Annotated in this window: 14 protein-coding genes; 6 read left to right on the top strand and 8 right to left on the bottom strand. The window is 65.0% G+C overall.

From position 1 onward, the window contains the following. Positions 1-130 precede the first annotated feature (130 nt). Together ACOMD9_RS20835 and ACOMD9_RS20830 are read left to right on the top strand one after the other, a co-directional pair. Positions 131-1321, top strand: a complete 1191-nt coding sequence (locus ACOMD9_RS20835; RefSeq protein WP_421417924.1) for a thiolase family protein — start codon at positions 131-133, stop codon at positions 1319-1321. 161 nt (positions 1322-1482) lie between these two features. After that, the gene (locus ACOMD9_RS20830) at positions 1483-2547 is read left to right on the top strand and encodes a hypothetical protein (protein ID WP_421417922.1); all 1065 of its coding nucleotides are present in this window, start codon (positions 1483-1485) and stop codon (positions 2545-2547) included. Positions 2548-2683: 136 nt separating this feature from the next. On the opposite strand, the gene ACOMD9_RS20825 is transcribed toward ACOMD9_RS20830, so the two are convergent. From ACOMD9_RS20825 to ACOMD9_RS20800, 6 genes are all read right to left on the bottom strand, one after another. Then, positions 2684-4468: an acyl-CoA dehydrogenase gene (locus ACOMD9_RS20825; RefSeq protein WP_421417920.1), complete on the bottom strand. Its 1785-nt coding sequence runs from the start codon at positions 4466-4468 to the stop codon at positions 2684-2686. Between the two features lie 312 nt (positions 4469-4780). After that, on the bottom strand, positions 4781-5566 hold the full coding sequence (locus tag ACOMD9_RS20820; RefSeq protein WP_421417918.1) for a 3-hydroxyacyl-CoA dehydrogenase: 786 nt from the start codon (positions 5564-5566) through the stop codon (positions 4781-4783). Between the two features lie 68 nt (positions 5567-5634). Further along, positions 5635-6405, bottom strand: a complete 771-nt coding sequence (locus tag ACOMD9_RS20815) for a crotonase/enoyl-CoA hydratase family protein (RefSeq protein WP_421417917.1) — start codon at positions 6403-6405, stop codon at positions 5635-5637. Positions 6406-6614: 209 nt separating this feature from the next. After that, positions 6615-7637 (bottom strand): TRAP transporter substrate-binding protein, encoded by a 1023-nt coding sequence (locus tag ACOMD9_RS20810; protein ID WP_421417915.1) that lies wholly within the window; start codon positions 7635-7637, stop codon positions 6615-6617. Positions 7638-7685: 48 nt separating this feature from the next. Then, positions 7686-8657: a PDR/VanB family oxidoreductase gene (locus tag ACOMD9_RS20805; RefSeq protein WP_421417913.1), complete on the bottom strand. Its 972-nt coding sequence runs from the start codon at positions 8655-8657 to the stop codon at positions 7686-7688. Then, on the bottom strand, positions 8654-9727 hold the full coding sequence (locus ACOMD9_RS20800) for an aromatic ring-hydroxylating dioxygenase subunit alpha (protein WP_421417912.1): 1074 nt from the start codon (positions 9725-9727) through the stop codon (positions 8654-8656). Before ACOMD9_RS20800 ends, ACOMD9_RS20805 begins: the two co-directional genes overlap by 4 nt. A 209-nt stretch (positions 9728-9936) precedes the next feature. Between ACOMD9_RS20800 and ACOMD9_RS20795 the strand changes: the two genes are divergently transcribed. Beyond that, positions 9937-10632, top strand: coding sequence for a GntR family transcriptional regulator (locus tag ACOMD9_RS20795; protein ID WP_421417911.1), 696 nt, complete (start codon positions 9937-9939; stop codon positions 10630-10632). A 194-nt stretch (positions 10633-10826) separates the two neighbouring features. On the opposite strand, the gene ACOMD9_RS20790 is transcribed toward ACOMD9_RS20795, so the two are convergent. Continuing rightward, positions 10827-11756 carry a helix-turn-helix domain-containing protein gene (locus ACOMD9_RS20790; protein ID WP_421417910.1) on the bottom strand — a complete coding sequence of 310 codons (930 nt, stop codon included), beginning with the start codon at positions 11754-11756 and terminating at the stop codon, positions 10827-10829. A 147-nt stretch (positions 11757-11903) separates the two neighbouring features. Between ACOMD9_RS20790 and pobA the strand changes: the two genes are divergently transcribed. From pobA to ACOMD9_RS20775, 3 genes are all read left to right on the top strand, one after another. Continuing rightward, entirely contained in the window at positions 11904-13088 is a 1185-nt protein-coding gene (gene pobA / locus ACOMD9_RS20785; protein WP_421417909.1) for a 4-hydroxybenzoate 3-monooxygenase, read from the top strand. A gap of 216 nt (positions 13089-13304) precedes the next feature. Beyond that, the gene (locus ACOMD9_RS20780) at positions 13305-13760 is read left to right on the top strand and encodes an aminoacyl-tRNA deacylase (RefSeq protein WP_421417908.1); all 456 of its coding nucleotides are present in this window, start codon (positions 13305-13307) and stop codon (positions 13758-13760) included. 145 nt (positions 13761-13905) lie between these two features. Continuing rightward, positions 13906-15615: a DEAD/DEAH box helicase family protein gene (locus ACOMD9_RS20775; protein WP_421417907.1), complete on the top strand. Its 1710-nt coding sequence runs from the start codon at positions 13906-13908 to the stop codon at positions 15613-15615. A gap of 124 nt (positions 15616-15739) precedes the next feature. On the opposite strand, the gene gfa is transcribed toward ACOMD9_RS20775, so the two are convergent. Beyond that, on the bottom strand, positions 15740-16450 hold the full coding sequence (gfa, locus tag ACOMD9_RS20770) for an S-(hydroxymethyl)glutathione synthase (RefSeq protein WP_421417906.1): 711 nt from the start codon (positions 16448-16450) through the stop codon (positions 15740-15742). Positions 16451-16600 lie beyond the last annotated feature (150 nt).

The raw sequence follows: 16600 nt of genomic DNA, 5'->3' as shown, positions 1-16600 counted from the left end.
TCCAGCCCCGCTGGGGCGACCTGCGCGGGCAACTGGCGAGCGAATGATCATCAGGACCGGGGCTGCGCTCCCGTGATACGGAGCAGTACCCCTTGTTTCCTTCTTAACGCAAACGGTTCCCGAGGTGAGCATGTTCAAGAACGCCTATATCCCCTACGGCGGTTACTACTCCAGCCCCTTCTGCAAGTGGATGGGCAGCCTGGCCAACCTCAACTCCATCGAGCTGGGCGCGGCCACCAGCAAGCGTTGGTTCGCCAGCTGCGACATCGATCCCGCCGTCATCGATTACCTTTACCTGGGCGTCTCGGTGGGCCAGAAATCGATCTTCTACGGTGCCCCCTGGGCCGCGGCCATGATGGGCGCCGGCCAGGCGCCGGGCCAGAACATCACCCAGGCCTGTGCCACCGCCACCACCTCGGTGTTCAACGCCGCCCTGGCGGTGGAGAGTGGGTGCTTCGATACCACCTACTGCCTGCTTGCCGATCGTACCTCCAACGCCCCCCATACCATCTGGCCCAATCCCACCGGGCCGGGCGGCGAGGTGATCGCCGAAAACTGGAATATGGACAACATCGCCGCGGACCCGGCCACCGGCAAGGACATGCTGACCACCGCCGAGAACGTGGCTCGCGAGCACGGCTTCACCCGGGAGCAGGCCGACGAGCTGACCCTGCGCCGCTATGCGCAGTACGCCGAGGCCCTGGCCGATGATCGGGCCTTCCAGAAGCGCTACATGTTCCCGCTGGAAGTGGCGGTCTCGCGCAAGGAGACACGGCTCGTCGAGGCCGACGAGGGCGTGACCCCGACCACCGCCGAAGGGCTTGCCAGGCTGGGCACCGTGCAGCCGGACGGCATCCATACCTTCGGCTCCCAGACCCATCCGGCCGACGGCAACGCCGGCATCCTCGTCACCACCCGCGAGCGCGCCGCCGAACTCAGCACCGATCCCGGGCTGGCCGTCCAGGTGGTGGCTTATGGCCATGCCCGTACCCAGCCGGCGTACATGCCCATGGCGCCGGCCGCGGCGGCAAAGCGCGCGCTCGACCAGGCCGGCCTGAGCGCTGACCAGGTCGCCACCATCAAGAATCACAGCCCCTTTATCGTCAATGACCTGCACCTGGCCAAGGCACTGGGCCTCGATGCCAATGCCTTCAACAACTACGGCACTTCCCTGGTGTTCGGGCACCCCCAGGGCCCGACCCTGGCGCGGCTGCTGATCGAGGCCATCGAGGAGACCGCGCTCAAGGGCGGCGGCCATGCCCTGGTCACCGGCTGTGCCGCCGGCGACTCCGCCGCAGCGCTGGTCGTCAAGGTGGGCTGAACCCTCTCCGGTTTATTCGACCGGGAGCGCCCGCCAAGGGATCCGGCGGGTGTGGAAGCAAGAGAGCAAGGGACACGATTTGCATGATGTGCCTTTCGGTTTTCAGGTCTTGCCGAGACATTGAAACCGACTTAAAGAAAACAACACGGAGATCAGGATAGATGGTGAATAAAAAACGACTTGCCATGGTGGTCGCGCTTTCAGCCGTTACTGCACAGGCTCATGCCCTGGAACTGGGTGAATTCGGTGGAGCGAATTTCAGTATCGGTGGCTATGTCAAGGCGGAGGGGATCTTTACCGATCCGGATGGTGGAGAGAGCTCTTTCGATGCTAGCGCTCGCCAGTCACGCATCAACTTCAAGGTAGACCAGGAGGTTCAGGGTCATAGCGTGACGGCTTTCGTGGAGGGCGACTTCTGGGATAATGCGACGGATGCATCGGATACAAGTTATGCCATGCGTTTACGCCACGCCTACGTCCAGGTCGACAATCTGACCCTCGGGCAGACCTGGTCCGGCCAGTTCTTTGCCAATGCGCCATTCGATGTCGAAGTTCTCGATTTCTACGGAACGGGTGTCGGTAGCGTTTCCGGTAGCGGCGCAGTCGTCCGGCCTGATCTGGTCCTGCACTATACACCGGGTGGATTCCGCTTCAGTCTTCAGGACCCGGTCTACCGCGATGCCGACTACCCTGACATGGTGGCATCCTACACGCATCGCACCGAGTCGGGGCACGCCTTCAACGCTGCGGTTACTGGTCGAGAGGTCGAGACCGGCGTAGACGATTCGGAATTCGGTGCCGCGTTCTCCCTCGCCGCCAAGCTCAACTTCGGCGATACCTCCCTTGCCCTGAGTGGCTACACGGGCAAGGGTAATAACGTTTACTCCGGCTGGGGTTACAACGGCGCGACGAACCCTGCCAGCATAGCCGCGAGTGGGGAGGTCAATGCCGATGGTGACCTGGTGAGCACGACAGGTTATACGGCAGGGGTGAGTCACCGCTTCAATGAGCGGCTCCGGGGAAATATTCGCTACGCTCAGGTGGAAGCGGATGAGGTGGCGCCGACCGTCGCTGACGACACTCTCGAAATGTTTAACGTCAACCTGATCTATACATACCTGCCTAACCTGGACATCGGCATCGAATGGCGTGACCGTAATGCGACGACCATGCCGCTGCGTCCGGGTGGGCAGCAGGTGGAATTGATGGCGATGTACAAGTTCTAAGGCAGGATTGGCCAAGTAGTTTCTTGGCCTCTGTTTCGATCGCTTTTATTAAGCAAGGCGAACCATCAAGCAACTTCGGTGGTTCGCCATTTTTCGTTTTTGGTTCAGCTTATTGCTTGTTTCTATCTTGCGATGTTTACAGCCCGCCCTCGGGGAACCGGGTCAATACCGTGCCGGCCTTGCGAAGCGTCTGGCCGTGGGCCTGGGCCATGGGGGCCTGGGTGGCCATGTAGAAACGCGCAAGTTCGACCAGTCCCGCCAGGTAGTCACCATTGCCGTCGCCGGCCTCACGGCGGGCCTCGGCGGCCAGTGCCAGGCGGGCCATCTGCCAGGCGCCGCAGGCAGTGCCCAGCAGGTGCAGCAGGGGCACGGCGCCGGCGTAGAGGTCGGCGATATCGGTGCGGTGCTCAAGCAGCCAGTCGCTGGTCTCGGCGAGCAGTGTCGCCTGGTCATCGAGGGCCTTGGCCAGATCTCCCAGCCGCTCATGGCCGCCGAGTTGCGCGGTCGTCACTCGGATATCACTGATCAGCTCGCGCAGGGTGGCCCCCTCCTCGCGTAGTATCTTGCGGCCCAGCAGGTCGTTGGCCTGGATGCCGGTGGTGCCCTCGTAGATGGTGATGATGCGGGCGTCGCGGAACAGCTGGGCGACCCCGGTCTCCTCGACGAAGCCCATGCCGCCGAATACCTGTATCGCCTCGTCGCAGAGGTCGTTGCCCACCTCGGTGCACCAGCCCTTGGCCACGGGCATCAGCAGGTCGACATAGCGGCGATGCTTGTCGGCGACATCGGCCTCCGGGTGGTGACGGGCGATGTCGAACCAGCCGGCGGCGGTGTAGAGCAGGCCGCGCATGGCCATCAGCCGGGCACGCATCGATACCAGCATGCGCTTGACGTCGGGGTGGATGAAGATCGGCCTGCCTGTCTCGCCGGTGACGATGTCCCGGCCCTGAACGCGTTCCCGGGCGTAGGCGAGGGCCGCCTGGTAGGCGCGCTCGCCGAGGGCCACGCCCTGCACCCCCACGTTGAAGCGTGCGTCGTTCATCATCACGAACATGGTGGCCAGGCCCTGGTGCGGCTCGCCGACCAGGTAGCCCAGGGCACCATCATTGTCGCCATAGCTCAGGGTACAGGTGGGACTGCCGTGGATGCCCATCTTGTGCTCGATGGCGATGCAGCGGATGTCGTTCTTCTCCCCCGGCTCGCCCTGCTTGTCGAGCAGGTACTTGGGGACCAGGAACAGCGACAGGCCCTTGACCCCTGGCGGGGCGTCGGGCAGGCGCGCGAGCACCAGGTGAACGATGTTGGGAGTGAGGTCGTGTTCTCCGTAGGAGATATAGATCTTCTGCCCGAACAGGCGATAGGCGCCATCTGCCGTGGGCTCGGCACGCATGCGAGTGGCGGCCAGGTCCGAGCCCGCCTGCGGTTCGGTGAGGTTCATGGTGGCGGCCCACTCGCCGCTGACGATCTTCTCCAGCCAGGTGGCCTTCTGGGACTCGCTGGCGGCGATCATTAGCGCCTCGGTCTGGCCCACGTTGAGCTGGGGCAGCATGGCGAAGGCCATGTTGGTGGAGAACCACATCTCCCACACCGGGGTGGAGACCAGCTTGGGCAGCCCCTGGCCGCCATGCTCCGGGGGCAGGGAGAGGCCGATCCAGCCGGCATCGCGGAACTGGTCGTAGGCCGCCTGCCAGCCGTCGGGGGTGATCACCCGCTCGCCCTCCAGGCGACAGCCTTGCCGGTCGCCGGTCTGGTTGAGGGGGGCGAGCACGCCGGCGGCGAACTTGCCGGCCTCCTCCAGCACGGCGCCTACCAGGTCGGGCGAGGCATCCTCGCAGCCGGGCAGCTCGGCGATTCCCTCGAGCCCGGCGAGCTCGTCGAGAATGAACTGCATATCACGCAGCGGTGCTGTGTAATCGATCATGGTGGCGTCCTCGAACTGATAGTGACCGGATCGTGGGTGAAACGGGGGGGGGGGCGTCCAAACGAGGCTTGGCGTTCTTATCAACAGGCCCGGCTAGATGAGCGCCTGGGGACAAGCCAGCGCGAGGGGCTTTTGCCATGGGTGAGGCGGAATCCGCAAAAGGAGTTGGCCATGGATGGCAGCTCCGGTACTGCAAGCGGAGCAGGATGCAAGAGCACCGCAGGGCCAAAGTAGCGCCCAGGGATCACAGCGCCCTCGCGTTGGCGTGGCGCCGTAAAAGCCCATCGCTTTCACCGAGCCGTGAAAGAACTCCTAACGAGGTGCCATGCGAATGGAGCCATCCAGGCGAATGGTCTCGCCGTTGAGCATGGTGTTGTCGACGATATGGCAGGCCAGACGCGCGAACTCGTCGGGCTCGCCCAGGCGGCTGGGGAAGGGGACGGCGGCGGCCAGGGACTGCTGGGCCTCCTCCGGCAGGGCCTCCATCAGCGGGGTCTTGAACAGCCCCGGAGCGATGGTCATCACGCGGATGCCGTGGCGGGCCAGCTCCCGGGCGATGGGTAGGGTCATGGCGACGATGCCACCCTTGGAGGCCGCATAGGCGGGCTGGCCGATCTGGCCGTCGAAGGCGGCCACCGAGGCGGTGTTGATGATCACCCCGCGTTCGCCGTCGCCCTGGGGTTCGCCCTTGGCCATGGCCGCGGCAGCCAGGCGCAGCATGTTGAAACTGCCCAGCAGGTTGATGTTGACGATGCGCGTGAAGGTGTCCAGAGGGAGGGGCTCGCCGTGGCGATCGACGACCTTGGCGGGGTCACCGACCCCGGCGCAGTTGACCAGCCCCTGCAGGCCTTCGAAGGCTTCGAGGGCGAGGTCCACCACGGCTTGGGCATCGGACTCGCTGGTGACGTCGGTGCGCCGGAAGCGGATGCGTTCGCCTGCCCCCTGGGTATTCAGTTCGGCAGCCAGCGCCTCGCCGCGTTCGGCATTGAGATCGGCGATCACGACATTGGCACCCGCGTCGTGGAGGGCACGCACGGTGGCCGCACCGAGACCCGAGGCGCCGCCGGTGACGATGAAAGTGTTGTACTGGAATTTCATGGTGCTCTCCTGGAACTGCGAACTAAGTCGAGAGGAAAGTGAGGATTTATGTCGCGAGCGAAGAGAGATCAGGTACGTGGTCCCTGTCCCTTGCTCTTGAAGAACTCAGCGATGCGTTCGGCGACCTCGGGGCTGGTCTGGGTCAGGGCGGCGGTGAGTGACTCGACGAACAGGCCGTCGTCGCTGGACATGTTGTCGATGCGTGAGATGGCCGACACCATGGCCCAGTTAGCCATGGGAGCGTTCTCTGCGATGCGCTCGGCAAGCTGGCGGGCCTTGTCGAGGCTCTCGCCCTGGTCGACCACATAGTGGGAGAGGCCGAGGTGCTGCCCCTCGTCGGCCTCCATGACGCGGCCTGTGAGCATCATCTCGCACATGCGGCCGGGGCCGATGATGTTGGCCACTCGCACCGAGGCGCCGCCGCCGACGAAGATGCCGTGGCGCCCCTCGGGTAACTGATAGACGGTGCTGGATTCGGCCACCCGCACATGGGTAGCGGTGGCCAGCTCCAGGCCGCCGCCGATCACCGCTCCCTGCATGGCGGTGACCACCGGGATGCCACCGTTCTGCAGCCGATCGAAGATGCGATGCCAGCTGCGGGAGTGCTGTACTACGCCGAAGGGCTCTCGATGCTGATGTTCGGCCAGGTCGAGGCCGGCGCAGAAGTGCTTTCCTTCGGCAGCAAGAATAATGACCCGGGTTGCTGTCGGTGTGGCAAACAGGGCTTCTTCCAGAGCGCTGAGCAGGCGGTCGCTGATGGCGTTGCGCTTCCCCGGTCGTGCCAGCGTGATGGTGTAGATGCTGTCGTCCAGAGTCGTCTTGACGAGTGATTCGGTCATGGGGGCCTCGGCAGTGGTTCGTCAGGCTGAGCGCTTGTTGTCAAAAAATACTGTTGTAAATATAAACAATATAGAGGCTACAACAGTTATCCTGCCGGGTCATTCCTGCTGGTCCACGACTTTAGTCTTGTATCGGCTTTGGGTGCGTCGGTCGAGAAACGAAAACGGCAGCCCGAAGGCTGCCGTTCCGAGGGGAAGATAAGCGGGGGTCAGGCAGGGCACGCAGCCTGCAAATCCATGGCGGCTTCGTAGATCTCCCCGGCAGGGCCTCCGACCTCCTCAAGATAGCGATCGATGGTCTCCTGCAGCACCGGGCCCCAGTCCGGGTGGTCGAGGGCGTCCTCGATGACCAGGAACTCGTGACCGGCGGCCTCGGCGTCCTCTCGGCCCTGGCGGATCAGCTCGTCATAGACGGCGGCGGCGCGCAGCGACCACTCCATGCCGCTGTGGTCGTCGATGACCCGCTGCAGGTCCTCGGGCAGGCCGTCGTAGGTGCGCTGATTCATGGTGGCGAACAGCGAGAGATCGTAGAGGGGCACCTCGGTGTGGTAGCTGGCCAGTTCGTTGAGACGGAAGGTCTTCATGCCTTCCCAGTTGAAGCTCAGGCCGTCGACCACGCCGCGCTGCATGGCGGTGAAGACCTCCGGGGCCGGCATGCCCACGGCCTGGGCGCCAAGGCGGGTGAGCATATCGCCGATCAGCGGTGTCGGTCGGCGGATGCGCATGCCTTCCAGATCTACCGGGGACTCGATCAGCGTCTCCTTGGTATGCAGGTAGCCGGGGCCGGTGGTGAACATGAACAGTGGGCGCGAGTCATCGTACTCGGCATCCAGATGGCCCTGCTCATACAGCGACTGCAGGATGCAGGAGCCCTGGCGGCTGCTGGCCGAGACACCGGGCAGCTCGACCACCTGGGTCAACGGGAACCGCCCGGCAGTATAGCCCTGGGCAGTGGCGCCGATATCGGCGATGCCACTGACTACACCCTGATAGGCCGAATCGGCTCCCGTCAGGGTGGCGCCGGGGAAGACCTGGACCTGCAGGCGGCCGTCGGAGGCTTCCTCGACGCTCTCCGCCCAGGCCTGGAACAGTTCGCGGTCGATCAGCGAGCCGCCGGGCCAGACGTGGGCGATGCGCAGGGTGGTAGCTTCGGCCAGGGCCGGTGAGGCCAGGAGCACGGCGGCCAGGGCGCTCTTCAAGGTGAAAGCGGTCACGATCTTGTTGGGTGTCATGGGGATCTCTCTTTGTGATTGTGGTGGTTGAAGAGGGTGGGGTGACGCTCAGAGGTCCAGCACCAGAACCTGGCTCCTGGCCCGCGAGCAGCAGGGAGTGAACTGGTCGTTGGCGGCATGCTCGTCATCGTCCAGGTAGAGGTCGCGATGGTCGGGCTCGCCCTCCAGCACCCGTGTCAGGCAGGTGCCGCAGACCCCCTGCTCGCAGGAGACCATGATGTCGATGCCGTTCTCGGCCAGCACCTGATACACCGTCTTGTCGGCGGGCACGGTGAAGCTGGCTCCGCTGCTGGCGATCTTGACCTCGAAGCTTTCGTCGTCGGTGTCGTCGGCCACGGCGCCGGCGAAGTACTCGGTGTGCAGCTGGTGGCTGTCCCAGCCATGGGCCTTGCAGGTCGACAGCACGAAATCGATAAAGCCCTTCGGGCCGCAGATATAGACTTGGGTCCCGGGGTCGGGGGTGCCGACCAGCGGCTCCAGGTCGAGCTTCTGCTCGGGCTCGCCGTCATCGAAGTGGAAATGCACCCGCTCGGCGAACTCCCCCTGGCGAATACGCTCGAGAAACGCCGTGCGGGTGGGGGATCGAGTACAGTAGTGCATCTCGAAGTCGGCGTCGGTGTGGGCCAGGCGTTCGGCCATGCACAGTAGCGGCGTCACGCCGATGCCGCCGGCCAGCAGCAGGGTGCGCTTGGCGTGCTCCAGCGGGAAGTGGTTCTTGGGGGCGCTGATCTGGAGCAGGTCGCCCTCGCGGATCTCGTCGTGCATGGCCACCGAGCCACCCCGGGAGGCCGGGTCGCGCAGCACCCCGATCAGGTAGCGGTCGCGCTCCTCCGGGTGGTTGCACAGCGAATACTGCCGAACGACCCCTTGCTTGACCTGCACATCGATATGCGCGCCGGCGCTGAACGCCGGCAGCGGCCTGCCGTGGGGATCGGCCAGTTCGAGGGTGACGATATCGTCAGCCTCCTGGTGCTTATGCTGGACCTCAACGATCAACGAGAGGGAGCTGGGAACGCTCATACTGCAGACTCCTGTGATGCCGTCTGCGCGCCGGCTTCTTCTGCCAGGATCCGATCGATGATGCGCCGCGCCTGGACGCCGCCGCCGTCGATGTTGAGCTTGAGGAGCTGACGGTCCGGGTAGCGCAGCAGGTTGCGCTGCTGTGACTCCAGCATCTCCAGGTCCTCGGCGAAGATCTGGCCCTGGCCTTCGCGGATCCGCTCGGTGAGCTCGCCGTCCTCGGCCTTGAAGTTGCGTGCCATGCCCCAGAAGTACCAGATCGAGGTGTCGGTCTCGGGGGTGATGAAGTCCACCACGATGCTCGAGGCCTTGACCTCCGCCGGGGCATCAAAGCCGCCATGCCCGGCATGGGCCACGCCCACCTCGATCAGCACGTGGCTCGGCGGAGTGAAGCGGCAGATCTGCCAGCGGTCCACCGGCACGTCGTCGGCCAGGCCGTTGCCGCGCAGGGCGGCCTGCCAGAAGGGCGGTGCCGGGATGTCGGTCATGTGCCGGGCGGTGACCACTTCGTCGCCGTCGACGCTGGTCTCGGGGGCGGCCTCCTCGATCTCCGGCTGGCCGATGCTGGAGGCGTGCACATAGGTTTCATGGGTCAGGTCCATGAGGTTGTCGATCATCAGCCGGTAGTCGCACCGGATATGATAGAGACCGCCGCCGTAGGCCCAGTCCGGGCTATTGGCCCAGTGCAGCTCGGGGATCAGGCTCGGGTCGGCCTTCTCCGGGTCGCCCGGCCAGATCCACACGAAACCGTGGCGCTCTTCCACCGGGTAGGCGCGAATGCTCGGGAAGCCGCGGACCCGCTGGCCCGGCATGCTGGCGCACTTGCCGTTGCAGCCCATCTCCAGGCCGTGGTAGCCGCAGACCAGCTTGCCGTCGCGCACGAAGCCCAGCGACAGTGGGGCACCGCGGTGGGGGCAGAAGTCCTCCACGGCGGCCACGCGGCCCTCGTCACCGCGGAAGAAGACGATCGGTTCGTTGCAGATGGTGCGCCCCAGCGGCTTGTCCTCGAGCTCGTGCGGGGTGCAGGCGACGTACCAGGTATTCTTGGGGTAGGGGGCTTGGAGTGTCACGGCTCTCTCCTCGGAAGCATGGATTCATTGCTGCGTTCGACGACCCACATGGATGGGGGAGGTACGTGAACCAGCGCTTCCTTCTTTGCTGGGGGATGTTATGTTTGGATCCAAAGTAGAGCCCATTTCCGCGCGGTTGGTCAATTTATGCTTTAGTTGGATCCATTTTAGGCCGAAAGCACATCAGGAAAGGACAACAGGACAATCCGGTGAGTAACAGCGACAAGAGTGTGGTGAGCCGACTGCGCAAGCTGATCGGTGAGGGGACCTACCGGCCGGGCGAGCGTCTCGGCGAGGTGGCGGTGGCAGAGCAGCTGGGGGTCTCGCGAACCCCCGTGCGCCTGGCCTTCCGTACCCTGGAGCAGGAGGGACTGCTGCAGCGGGCCGGCAAGCGCGGCTTCATGGTGCGGGAGTTCACGGAGGCCGATGTGCTCTGTGCCGTCGAGGTGCGCGGGGTGCTGGAAGGCCTGGCGGCGCGCCGCCTGGCGGAGCAGGGGCTGTCGTCCGAACTGGTGGCCGAGCTGCAGGTCTGGATCCAGAAAGGACGCGAGCTGCTGGCCAAGGGCTACCTGGAGGAGCGTGACATCGACGCCTGGAGCGAGCTCAACCGCCGCTTCCACGAGACCATCGTCGGCTCGGCGGGCAGCCCGGTGATCGGCGACGCCATCGCCCGCAACAACCATCTGCCCTTCGCGGCTGCCGACTCCATCGTGATCGACAGCGAAGCGCTGGACCAGGAGCACCGCAAGCTGCAGCTGGCCCAGATGCAGCACGAGCTGGTAGTCCAGGCGTTGCGCCATGGCGAGGGTGCACGGGCCGAGATGCTGATGCGCGAGCACGCCTTCATCGGGCTGCGCTACGGTGAGCTGCTGGGGCTGGGTCCCGGCTTCGGTGGAGAGAGGTGATGCGATTGATGATGCTTCGTCACTTCATGCGGATTCGACGTTATCCAGCATGGCGCCGCTCGTGCACCCTGGTGAGATCTACCGCGGGGTGGCGTCCTTCATCGTCGCCGACCTGCTGAGGCTGGTCGCTTTCCCCTCCCGACTCTGTGGATGTTGCAGGAGAGCGGTGTCGTTGGGCTGTCGATGCTCTCGATTCAGCTCGCCTGGCCGGGGGCGTCCTGTTTCGCGGCCTCGGAGGCATGCTGGCGCAGCCGGAAGTCCCTTGGTGAGAGGCCGGTGTTGCGCTTGAAGAAGCGGGTAAAGTAGGCCGGCTCGGAGAAGCCCAGGCTGTCGGCGACCTGGCTGATGGTCATGTTGGTGTAGGTGAGCTGGCGCTTGGCCTCCAGCAGCAGCCGCTCATGCAGCAGCTGCAGGGCGCTGCGTCCCGCCAGGCGACGACAGAGGGTGTTGAGGTGGGCGCTGCTCATGCCCAGCTGCGCGGCGAACTGCTCGATGCTCGGCTGCTGGCGATACTGGCCCTCGATCAGCGCCTGGAAGTTCTCCAGGTGGTGACGCCCCTTGTCCCGGTGCTTCAGGCCGGCACCTTTTCCCCTCGCTACAGGACTATCGTCCAGCCGGGAGATCTCCACCACCAGCGCCTGGATCAGGGCCTCCAGCAGCCGTTCGCGGCCGGGGGCGGGCTGGCGATACTCCTCGTCGATCTGTGCCACCAGGGTGGCCACCCGGCGAGCCTCGCGCTCCCCGACCAGCGGATGGCAAGCCGCATTGCGCAGCGGCGCTCCCTCGATCTCGGCGAGGTGCTCGGCCAGTGGCTTCGCCAGGGTGATGATGTGCCCCTCGACATCCGTCGAGAAGCGGAACCCGTGGATGCTCATGGCCGGAACCACGATGATCAGGCCGCCCTGCAGGGGCTGGGTGGTACCTTCCAGCTCCAGCTCGACCCGTCCCCGGGCCACGTGCAGGACGTGTACCAGGTCGGCATGGCGATGGGGCCGGATATACCAGTCGTGGAGGCGGCTGCGCTCGGGAATCGACTCGCAGTGCAGCAGGTCCGGCGTCGGCCAGTGGCGTGTCTCGCCATAGAGCTTGAAGACCGGGACCGAGAGGGAGGAGGAGCGGTTCATGGCATTGCGACCAAGGTCGAGCGAGATGACAGGAAAAGTCCAAGTAATGCTTCAGATCATGCCTTATCTCGGGGAAGGTTTCATTGAAAAATGCAACCCATGCAGCGAACAAGTGTTCGCATCCATGGACAGCAACGGAGCATTCCAATGAAGACTCAGGTCGCCATCATCGGCGCGGGCCCCTCCGGCCTGCTGCTCGGCCAGCTGCTGAGCCGTCAAGGCATCGACAACGTCATCCTCGAGCGCAAGAGCGGCGACTACGTGCTGAGCCGCATCCGCGCCGGCGTGCTGGAGCAGGGCATGGTGGACCTGCTGCACGAGGCCGGAGTCGATGAGCGCATGAACGCCGAGGGGTTGCCCCACGATGGCTTCGAGCTGGCCTTCGACAATCGCCGGGTGCGGGTGGACCTGGCCGGCCTGACCGGCGGCAGCAAGGTCATGGTCTACGGCCAGACCGAGGTGACCCGCGACCTGATGGAGGCCCGCGAGGCGAGCGGGGGCAAGTCGATCTACGAGGCCGACAACGTCCAGCTCCATGACCTGGACAGTGACGCGCCCTGGGTCACCTTCGAGAAGGATGGCGAGACGGTGCGCCTCGACTGCGACTACGTGGCGGGCTGCGACGGCTTCCATGGGGTCTCGCGCAAGTCGATTCCCGAGGGCCGCATCAAGGAGTTCGAGAAGGTCTACCCCTTCGGCTGGCTGGGGATCCTCTCCGACACGCCGCCGGTCGCCGACGAGCTGATCTATGCTCGCCATGAGCGCGGCTTCAGCCTCTGCAGCATGCGCTCCGAGACCCGCAGCCGCTACTACCTCCAGGTGTCGCTGGACGAGAAGGTCGAGGAGTGGTCCGACGAGCGCTTCTGGGAGGAGCTCAAGCGTCGCCTGCCCGATGACGTGGCCGAGAAGCTGGTCACCGGTCCCTCCATCGAGAAGAGCATCGCCCCGCTGCGCAGCTTCGTGGTGGAGCCGATGCAGTACGGCCGCCTCTTCCTGGTGGGCGATGCCGCGCATATCGTGCCCCCCACCGGCGCCAAGGGGCTCAACCTCGCCGCCAGCGACGTCAACACCCTCTACCGCCTGATGGTGAAGGTCTATCAGGAGGGGCGTACCGACCTGATCGCCAACTACTCGCAGACCTGTCTCAAGCGGATCTGGAAGGCCGAGCGCTTCTCCTGGTGGATGACCACCATGCTGCACAAGTTCTCCGAGGAGGAGGACTTCGCCACCCGCATGCAGCAGGCCGAGCTTGACTACGTGACGGGCTCCGAGGCGGGCCTCACCACCATCGCGGAGAACTACGTGGGGCTGCCCTACGAGTCGCTCGAATAGGTTCGAACTCCCAACGGTTTCCTCCTTGGTCCGGCACCCCTCGGGGGCTGGGCCTTTTTGGTAGTGTGATATCAGGGATGGCCGGGCTGTCCCGGCCAGGGTGAATTGCACCGGCGTTCTCGGAGGCATGCTGACCGGTAGCAGTGCTGCGGCCTCCCCATCTTCGGACTAGGCTTATCGACAGGCCCCCTATCGACACCCGGGAGGGTGATCCCCATGCCCATGGAGCGCGTCAAACGCTTTCTCGACGATAACGGCGTGAAATACGTCATACAGCAGCATTCCCCGGCCTATACCGCCAAGGAGATCGCCGAGGCGGCCCACGTGCCGGGTCGGCATTTCGCCAAGTGCGTCATGGTCGAGATCGATGGTCGTCTTGCCCTGACTGTCCTGCCGGCCACTGATCGCGTCGACCTGCAGCGGCTGGGTGGCTCCCTCGGTGCCCAGTCGGTCGAGCTGGCAAGGGAGGCGGACTTCCAGGATCGCTTCCCCGATTGTGAGCCCGGGGCGATGCCGCCCTTCGGCAACCTTTTCGATCTGGAGGTGTTCGTCTCGCCGCACCTGGCCGAGGCCGACCTCATCTCCTTCAATGCCGGCAGCCATCGGGAGGTCATGCAGCTCGCCTACAGCGCGTTCGACCGGCTGGTGAAACCGGTGGAAGTGGCGATGTGAGACCGGCGGCTCGCTCTGGCCCGCCAGGAGTGCGCCATCTCCTGAACCAGGGGCGAGCCCGCCTCGCCCTTGCCCCGGAGGTCACCCTCCTGGCGGGATTGCCCCGGACGGCAAAGTCGGTCAATGTCGTGGCATGATTCCCTCCATGCCCGATCGAGATGGTGCCGAGTGTTCGGCCTGGAACCCTGGACTGGAGGCCGACCTGCCCAGGCGCTACCACGTCCTGGAAACCATCCATCGTTCGGCCAACGTCTATTCCCGCCTTGCCGAGATGCCTGAGCTGAGAGCCCTCACCGGGCTCGAGGAGGAGGAGCTGGTGGCGTTCCGTGCGGAGCGCCTGCTGCTGCACGAGCTGATCGTGAGGGTGACGGCCGACATCATGGTCCTCGAGGGTGAAGAAGAGGAGGCCCTGGGGCAGCACTTTCGCCGCATCACGCTCAAGATCCTGACCGACTACCTGACTCCCCAGCTGTCGGTGCTTCGGCAGGAGTATGACCGACTGCATGAGGCGATACACCGCCAGGTTGGCGACATCCTCGCCACGGCCTTCGCCCCCGAGCCGGTGGCGACCGATCCCGAACCCGGCTCCTTCCTGGCCAGATGGTTCGGCAAACGCCCGGCGCCGGGACGGCAGGCGGATCACCGCTCCCTCCAGGAGCGGCACCATGACGCGATCATGGACATCAAGCACCGGGGGTTGGCGGCCCGGGAGGAACTGGAGCAGGCCATCTACAAGAGCACCTATCGTGTCCTGAATTCGATCGCCGGTGTCCAGGGCCATATCGGGGTGGACCGAGAGGTGTTGGCGAGGTTGATCACCCGACATGCCTGCAATGACTTCGGTAGCCGCCACCTCGGCCGGATGATAGCCCCCCATGTCGAACGGGCCATGCAGTGCGAGGGCTACGGCCGGATCCCCTGCGCCGGGGAGCCGATCCTGATCAGCCTCAAGGGGGCCTCGGCGGCGGGCAAGAGCTCCCTGCGGCACCTGCTGAGGAACACCCTGCAGGACCTGGGGATCCAGCCGGAGCAGTATGGCACGATCACCCCCGACATCTGGCGCCGCCTCCTGCTCGACTATGACGCCCTGGGCGAGGCCTACAAGTATGCCGGCCGCCTGGCCAGCAAGGAGGTCAAGCTGGTCGATGCCAAGCTGGACCGCTACATCCGCGACAAGGCGCAGCGGGATCGCACCATTCCGAACCTGCTGATCGATCGGTTTCGTTTCGACAGCTTCTCTTCGGAAACGGTGTCACGGCTCCTGGATGACACCTATGCGAAACATGTCTCCACCATGTACATCTATTTCATCATCACCCCGCCGGAGGCCACGGTGGAGCGTGGCTGGCAGCGGGGGCTGGAGCGAGGGCGATACAAGGCGGTATCGGACTTCCTGGGGCACTGCGTGGAGGCCTATGACGGCATGCCCAAGCTGCTCTTCAAGTGGCTGGACAGCCCCCGTCCCCGGTTCGAGTATGTGTTCCTGGACAACAGCGTCCCCCGGCACACGCCACCGACGACCATCGCCTACGGCACCCGCGAAGCGCTTCATATCCTGGATCCCCTGGGCCTGGTCAACGTCGACCGCTACAAGCGGATCAACACCGCGGCGACCTGCCCGGCGGAGGTCTATCCCGACGACGACACCCTGGCGGTCGGCAGGAACTGCACATTTCTCGAGCGCTGCATCGCGAAAGTGCCGGAGGTTCGCTTCGTCGACGCGGCGACGGGAACGGTGTACCTCAGAGCCACCTCCGGCCGCTTCGCGGTCGAGGATGCCACGCTCCTGCGGGCCAGGCGGGAGGACCCGAACCTCGCGGAGCTGTTCGCCGCCCTGGGGGTGCCCAAGCGCTAGAATTCGGTGGGATAGGATCGTCTCTCTGAGGGTTCAGCCGAGATGCAGTTTCCGTAAATGAAACGCCCGGGCCCGCACATCGGCGGGCCCGGGCATCTTCGGGTGGCGCCTCCCCCTGTCGCGCTCAGAGCACGCCCTTGGCCTTGGCGGTGTGGGTGGCGATGGCATCCATCAGGGGCGGCGACAGGCAGTCGTAGGGTTCCAGTCCCAGTTCCTTGAGCCGGCCGCGGACCTTGTCCATGTTGTCCGGGTTGGCGCCCGACTCGATGATCGAGGAGACGAAGGCGGCGAATTCCGGTGCCGCCCAGCCGCTGTCATCGGAGAGCTCGGTGTGGATGAAGTCCAGGCCGTGGAAGGGGTGGTCGGTGTTCTCGATGCGGCCGAACATGTGCACTCCGCAGCCCTTGCAGGCGTGGCGCTGGATGGCGGCCGAGGTGTCGACGACCTCCAGCTTGTCCTCGTTGGCGGTCACCTTGAGCTTGTCGCGCGGGACCACGGCGACCATCGAGAACAGGGCGCCCTCGGGTTTCCAGCACTTGGTGCAGCCGCAGACATGGTTGTGGGCGCACTGGGCGTCGACGGTCACCTCGACCTTGTTGTCGGGACAGTGACAGTGCAGGGTGCCGCCGGTGAAGCTGTCGCTGCCGGCGCGGACGCCATTGTCGACGGCGGGATGGATGCGGATGTCACTCATGGTCGTTGCTCCCTGGGTGGTGGCGGCTGGGGAGGATGTCGGAGCGGGATTCGCCGGCCGGTCACGGCTCTGCTGATGAGTTGTGGAGGGCGTCGCCCCCTGGCCACCGAACCAGCGCTTCAGGGTATCCATCAGGCTCATGGGCTTCCGCTCCTCTTGTAGTCTTGTCAGCATGGCGATCACCTGCGTCGTTGTTGGGTCAGGCGGTGTCGGTCAGTCATGCAGCCCTCAGTAGTGGAGCACCGTGCGGATGCTCTTGCCCGCGTGCAGCAGCTCGAAGGCCTCGTTGAT

This window comes from Halomonas terrestris (assembly GCF_049166755.1).
Classification (GTDB): domain Bacteria; phylum Pseudomonadota; class Gammaproteobacteria; order Pseudomonadales; family Halomonadaceae; genus Halomonas.
Note: the sequence above shows the minus strand (reverse complement) of the source record. Positions and strands in the feature narration are given on the sequence as shown.